The organism is Longimonas sp. (assembly GCF_046498435.1).
GTDB lineage: Bacteria > Bacteroidota > Rhodothermia > Rhodothermales > Salinibacteraceae > Longimonas.
The window spans coordinates 1-4,823 of sequence record NZ_JAWOAR010000349.1 but is presented as its reverse complement, the minus strand read 5'-3'; the positions used below and the strand labels follow the sequence as shown (position 1 = coordinate 4,823).

General features: G+C 59.5%; 6 protein-coding genes and 1 pseudogene. 3 read left to right on the top strand and 4 right to left on the bottom strand.

Annotated features, from left to right (window positions below; genetic code table 11):
* The 3 genes from R6U20_RS13655 to R6U20_RS13645 form a co-directional block, all read left to right on the top strand.
* Positions 1 to 695, top strand: a 695-nt coding sequence (locus R6U20_RS13655) for an SLC13 family permease (protein ID WP_410338388.1), incomplete at its 5' end; no start/stop codon positions are given.
* Positions 696 to 866: 171 nt separating this feature from the next.
* The gene (locus tag R6U20_RS13650; protein ID WP_410338387.1) at positions 867 to 1,868 is read left to right on the top strand and encodes an ion transporter; all 1,002 of its coding nucleotides are present in this window, start codon (positions 867 to 869) and stop codon (positions 1,866 to 1,868) included.
* Positions 1,869 to 1,945: 77 nt separating this feature from the next.
* Positions 1,946 to 2,668: a hypothetical protein gene (locus R6U20_RS13645; RefSeq protein ID WP_410338386.1), complete on the top strand. Its 723-nt coding sequence runs from the start codon at positions 1,946 to 1,948 to the stop codon at positions 2,666 to 2,668.
* A gap of 55 nt (positions 2,669 to 2,723) precedes the next feature.
* Here the strand turns inward: R6U20_RS13645 and yihA are convergent, their stop codons facing one another.
* From yihA to R6U20_RS13625, 4 genes and pseudogenes are all read right to left on the bottom strand, one after another.
* Positions 2,724 to 3,308 (bottom strand): ribosome biogenesis GTP-binding protein YihA/YsxC, encoded by a 585-nt coding sequence (yihA, locus tag R6U20_RS13640; RefSeq protein ID WP_410338385.1) that lies wholly within the window; start codon positions 3,306 to 3,308, stop codon positions 2,724 to 2,726.
* Positions 3,309 to 3,430: 122 nt separating this feature from the next.
* Positions 3,431 to 4,300: a succinate--CoA ligase subunit alpha gene (sucD, locus tag R6U20_RS13635; RefSeq protein ID WP_410338390.1), complete on the bottom strand. Its 870-nt coding sequence runs from the start codon at positions 4,298 to 4,300 to the stop codon at positions 3,431 to 3,433.
* Positions 4,301 to 4,419: 119 nt separating this feature from the next.
* Positions 4,420 to 4,671: an amidase family protein gene (locus R6U20_RS13630; RefSeq protein WP_410338389.1), complete on the bottom strand. Its 252-nt coding sequence runs from the start codon at positions 4,669 to 4,671 to the stop codon at positions 4,420 to 4,422.
* 9 nt (positions 4,672 to 4,680) lie between these two features.
* Positions 4,681 to 4,803 (bottom strand): annotated as a pseudogene (locus tag R6U20_RS13625) (hypothetical protein); the annotation flags it as partial.
* Positions 4,804 to 4,823 lie beyond the last annotated feature (20 nt).

The window sequence follows — 4,823 nt, the reverse complement described above, 5'->3', positions numbered from 1 at the left end:
GCGCCGGAGATACGCTCGTCCTACAGGGAGCGTGGGAGAGCCTGCAGTTTTTCGAGGAAAGCGAAGACTTTATCACCGTCACACCACTGAAAAAGCGTGAGGAAAAGCGCCCCGAAAAAGCGATCTTTGCTGTCAGCAGCTTTGCCGCTGCCCTCGGGGCCGTGCTACTGCTCGACCTTCCGATCTCCATCGGCTTCCTCACTGGCGCTATCGCGATGATTCTGGGAGGCGTGCTTTCTATCGAAGATGCCTACCGCGCCGTTGAATGGAAGGTCATTTTTCTTATCTCGGGCCTCATCCCTATTGGACTCGCCATGGAGTCGTCGGGCGCAGCGGCCTTCATCGCCGAAACGATGGTGCAGAGCGTTCAGGGGGTCCACCCGTTTATGATCCTCCTGGCGCTGGGTGTGCTCACCACGCTCTTCTCACTTATGATGTCGAACGTCGCGGCCACGGTACTGCTGGTACCCTTAGTGCTCGAATTGACGGGCATCGGCGGACTTCCCGCCAAGGTGCTTGTGCTTCAGGTGGGCATTTGTGCCGCCAACTCGTTCATGATCCCCACGCACCACGTCAACGCCCTGCTGATGACACCAGGCGGCTATCGCGTTGCTGACTACTTGCGCGCAGGAAGCGTGCTGTCGGTTCTGTTTGTCATTGTGACCACCGCTATGCTCTATTTCTTCTACATGTAGCAGCACGGGCTACGTCTCCATTTCGTGCCCCGCTCGTGCAAATGCCCCCAACGAAACGCCCTCCGTTCGGCTTTTTCTGTGGATGCGCGTCTCGTGCTGGAACCGACGGTCTGATGCCCGTCGTTTGTACTGCATCTATCGCGTTCCATCCCGGTTTCTTCTGCTCGTCTCATGTCCAACGCCTCTGGCACTGTTCAGCCTGGCATCAAGCGCATCGTCTACGAACTGCTCTACCCCACGCACGCCAAGACGGATACGCTGCCCAACCTCGCTGGCGACCTGGAAACGCGTCTGTCAACGTGGAGCGCTCGCATCGATGTCGCCATTATGGCGCTCATTGTGCTGAGCGTGCTGGGTGTCATTCTGGAGTCGCTGTCAGCGGTACGCACCACGTACGGCCCCGTGCTCTCAGCGTTTGAGCGTATGGCCGTGGTAGCATTCAGCATCGAATACCTCGCCCGCCTGTGGGTCTGCACGCTCATTCCTAAGTTTCAGCACCCCGTCACCGGGCGCCTCCGCTGGGCGGCTACGCCGTTGGCTATCGTGGACCTGGTTGCCATTCTTCCGTTCTACTTGCCTTTCCTCGGTGTTGATGCGCGCTTCCTCCGTCTCTTTCGGCTGATGCGTATCCTGCGCCTGGCCAAACTGAAACGCTATCTGTACACGCTGCGCCTCTTCGGACGCGTGTGGCACAACAAGCGCCACGAAATTATCTTCACCACCGCGCTCATGCTCATGCTGCTGCTCGTGTCGGCCTCGCTGATGTACTACGTCGAGCGCACCCATCAGCCCGACACGTTCGGCAGCATCCCCCAGGCAATGTGGTGGGCCGTAGCTACGCTCACCACCGTAGGATACGGCGACGTAACCCCCATTAGCGGACTGGGACGTACCCTGGCCGCTGCCGTAGCCATGATCGGAATCGGGCTGTTCGCCCTGCCGACCAGCATTTTGGGATCGGGCTTTGTGGAGGAGCTGGCAAAAGACCGCGAAATCGAAGACGCCGTTGAGGCGGAGTTGAATGACGCAAACCCGGATGAAACCCGCACCATGAACGCCCCGGCCCCTGCATCCCCCCAAGCGCCTTCGTGTACCTGTCCGCACTGCGGCGAGTCGTTTCGCATCACGCTACAGGCAGCCCCCACAGATGCTGCGGACTCTTCGCCTCAGTAGCAATACTCCGCCGATGCAACGTTTGTGTAGATATGACGTAGGGATTTTGTACGCTTTCCCAGGCCTCCACAGGAACCATGCCACCGATCGACACCCTTAAGGCCGCCCGTCGTCTGCAAGAAGACGGCACATTCAGCCCCGAACAGGCTGAGCGCATCGCCGAGGTATTGGCCGACGCCGACGCCATCAGCGTCACCAAAGCCGACCTGGAAGAGACCGAGTCGCGCTTGAGCATGCGCTTCGACAATTTGGAGGCGCGCTTTGACGAGCGGTTTACCTCCATTGAGTCACGCATTGACAACCTGGACGCGCAACTCAACGCACGCATCGACAACCTGGAGGCACGGTTTGATGAACGGTTTGCCTCCATTGAGTCACGTATTGACAACCTGGAGGCACGGTTTGACGAACGGTTTGCCTCCATCGAGGCCCGCATCGACAACCTGGAGGCACGGTTTGAAAAGCGGTTTACCTCCATTGAGTCACGCATTGACAACCTGGACGCGCAGCTCAATGCCCGCATCGATAACCTGGAGTCGAAATTTGAGGAGCGCTTCACCGCTATTGACGAACGGTTCGCGTTGATGGATGAACGCTTCGCCATGATCGATGAACGCTTTGCTATGATGAACAAGCGCTTCGAAAGTCTGGAAGCCACGTTCGATGCCCGCCTTCAAGCCCAAAGCGAACAGCTCTCGAAGCAGTTAGAACAGATGCAAACGCGCCTCTTACAGTGGATGCTCGGCGGATTCGGTGCCGTCGCGGCGATTGTCTCGCTGCTCAACTATCTCTTTGGATAACTGCGGCTTGAGAGCGTGGGCTTGAAGGCGTGGGCCCGTTTACACGCATGCTCTCTTACGTAAGTGTGCCAATCCAGCGGAGTAGTTCGCCAAGCCCGTCGCCTTTTTCGGCGGAGGTGAGCATGAGCGGCACGTGCAGCCCGACCTCTTCGAGCTGCGCCTCAACCTCGCCTCTGCGCGCCCGGCGCTCGTTGCCCGAGAGCTTGTCGGCTTTGGTGAGCACCACGAGCAGCGGGGCCGCACCGCCCCGTATCATGTCGATCAGTTCGCGGTCGAGGTCGGTAAGCGGATGGCGGCTGTCCATCAGGTGCACAATCGCCTTCAGCGGCGCTCGCTCGCTCACGTAGCGCGCAATGAACTCGGCCCACCGCACCCGCTTCTTCTTGGGCACCTTGGCATATCCGTAGCCCGGCATATCGACCCAGTATTGCCGGTTGTTGATGCGGAAGATGTTGTATTCCTGTGTCTTCCCCGGACGCTTACTGGTGCGCGCCAGCTTCTTCCGGCGCGTAAGCGCGTTCAGCATGGTGCTCTTGCCCACATTCGAGCGCCCCAAGAACACCACCTCGGGCCGCCCATCGTTGGGAAGACCGTCCCAACTGACCGCGCCCTTCACAAACTCGGCTGATTTCACTTTCATAGTATGGTACGTGTCAGGTTGTAGGGGATGCGAAGTCATGTGCGCTGGCATGCAAAAGCCCCGCGCTATCCCACAGGGAGTAACACGGGGCGGCTGTTGCGTTTCGTAGCGTAAGGCGGTGCTTAGCCCAGATGCTCGTTTACGGTCTCGCCAATGAGGGCGGGGTTCTTCACCACAACGGCACCGGCTTGTTCGAGGGCAGCAAACTTCGCCTCTGCCGTACCCGATCCGCCCGACACGATGGCACCAGCGTGGCCCATGCGACGCCCAGGAGGCGCGGTGCGTCCGGCAATGAAGCTAAAGACCGGCTTGCTCATGTGGGCCTGAATGTACTCGGCGGCTTCTTCCTCAGCGCTTCCGCCAATTTCGCCAATCAGCACGACCGCTTCGGTGTCGGGGTCGTCTTCAAAGAGCTTCAGCGCGTCAACAAAGCGTGTGCCGATGACCGGATCGCCGCCAATGCCCACCGCGGTGCTCTGCCCGTACCCGGCGCGCGTAAGCTGGTCCACAGCCTCGTAGGTCAGGGTACCCGACCGCGAGATCACACCCACAGATCCCGGCTCAAAAATCATGGCGGGCATAATGCCGATCTTGGCCTCGCCCGGCGTAATCACACCCGGACAGTTCGGCCCGATCAGGTGCGCGCCGTGGCGCTGCACGTAGTGATACGTGCTCTTCATATCTTTCACCGGGATGCCTTCGGTGATGCAGATGATCACCTCAATTCCGGCTTCGACCGACTCCTGAATCGCATCGGCAGCGAAGGGCGGCGGCACAAAAATGACGGAGGTGTTTGCACCTTCCTGTTCAACAGCTTCAGCGACCGTGTTGAAGACGGGACGGTCGAGATGCGCTTGGCCCCCTTTGCCAGGCGTAACACCAGCCACTACGTTGGTGCCGTAGTCGATCATTTGCTCGGCGTGGAAGGTGCCTTCCTGGCCTGTAAAGCCCTGAACGACCAGGCGGGTATCAGAATCTACGAGAATGCTCATGCGATCAGTGCGGCGTCGATGGTCGGTAACGGCGGAGATGCCTCGCGGAGCGGTGCGGGGCATCGTGAAGGGATATGCACAGGGTACAAGGTCGGCGGACAAACTGCAATGCGGCGTGCCTACGCGGGCACGTTTTTCATCAAGGCATCGCCGACGTGCAAGAGGCCCGCTTCGTCGAAGGGAGCGGCCAGGAGTTGAGCGCCTACGGGCAGATGCGGAGCATCGGGATGTGTGCCGATGGGTAGCGACAGCCCCGGCACGCCCGCCAGGCTTGCTGGCACGGTGTAGACGTCGCTCAGATACATTTGGAGTGGATCAGCGGTCTTTTCGCCGCGCTGAAAAGCGGGCGTGGGGGTCGCAGGCGTAAGCATCCCACCATAGGGGCGGATACCCGAATGTAGATACATTCCGGACATGACCGCACCCATTGCATGCTCCCTCACCCCGAACCGGATGTTGCGCCCTTCCCAGGCATTTTTCTGAAATTCTGTTGAACAGTCCAGATAGGTCTTGTTAGAAGGTG

Coding starts and splice junctions, on each gene's coding strand:
- R6U20_RS13650 (WP_410338387.1), top strand. CDS start 867: ATGTCCAACGCCTCTGGCACTGTTCAGCCTGGCATCAAGCGCATCGTC.
- R6U20_RS13645 (WP_410338386.1), top strand. CDS start 1,946: ATGCCACCGATCGACACCCTTAAGGCCGCCCGTCGTCTGCAAGAAGAC.
- yihA (WP_410338385.1), bottom strand. CDS start 3,308: ATGAAAGTGAAATCAGCCGAGTTTGTGAAGGGCGCGGTCAGTTGGGAC.
- sucD (WP_410338390.1), bottom strand. CDS start 4,300: ATGAGCATTCTCGTAGATTCTGATACCCGCCTGGTCGTTCAGGGCTTT.
- R6U20_RS13630 (WP_410338389.1), bottom strand. CDS start 4,671: ATGCTTACGCCTGCGACCCCCACGCCCGCTTTTCAGCGCGGCGAAAAG.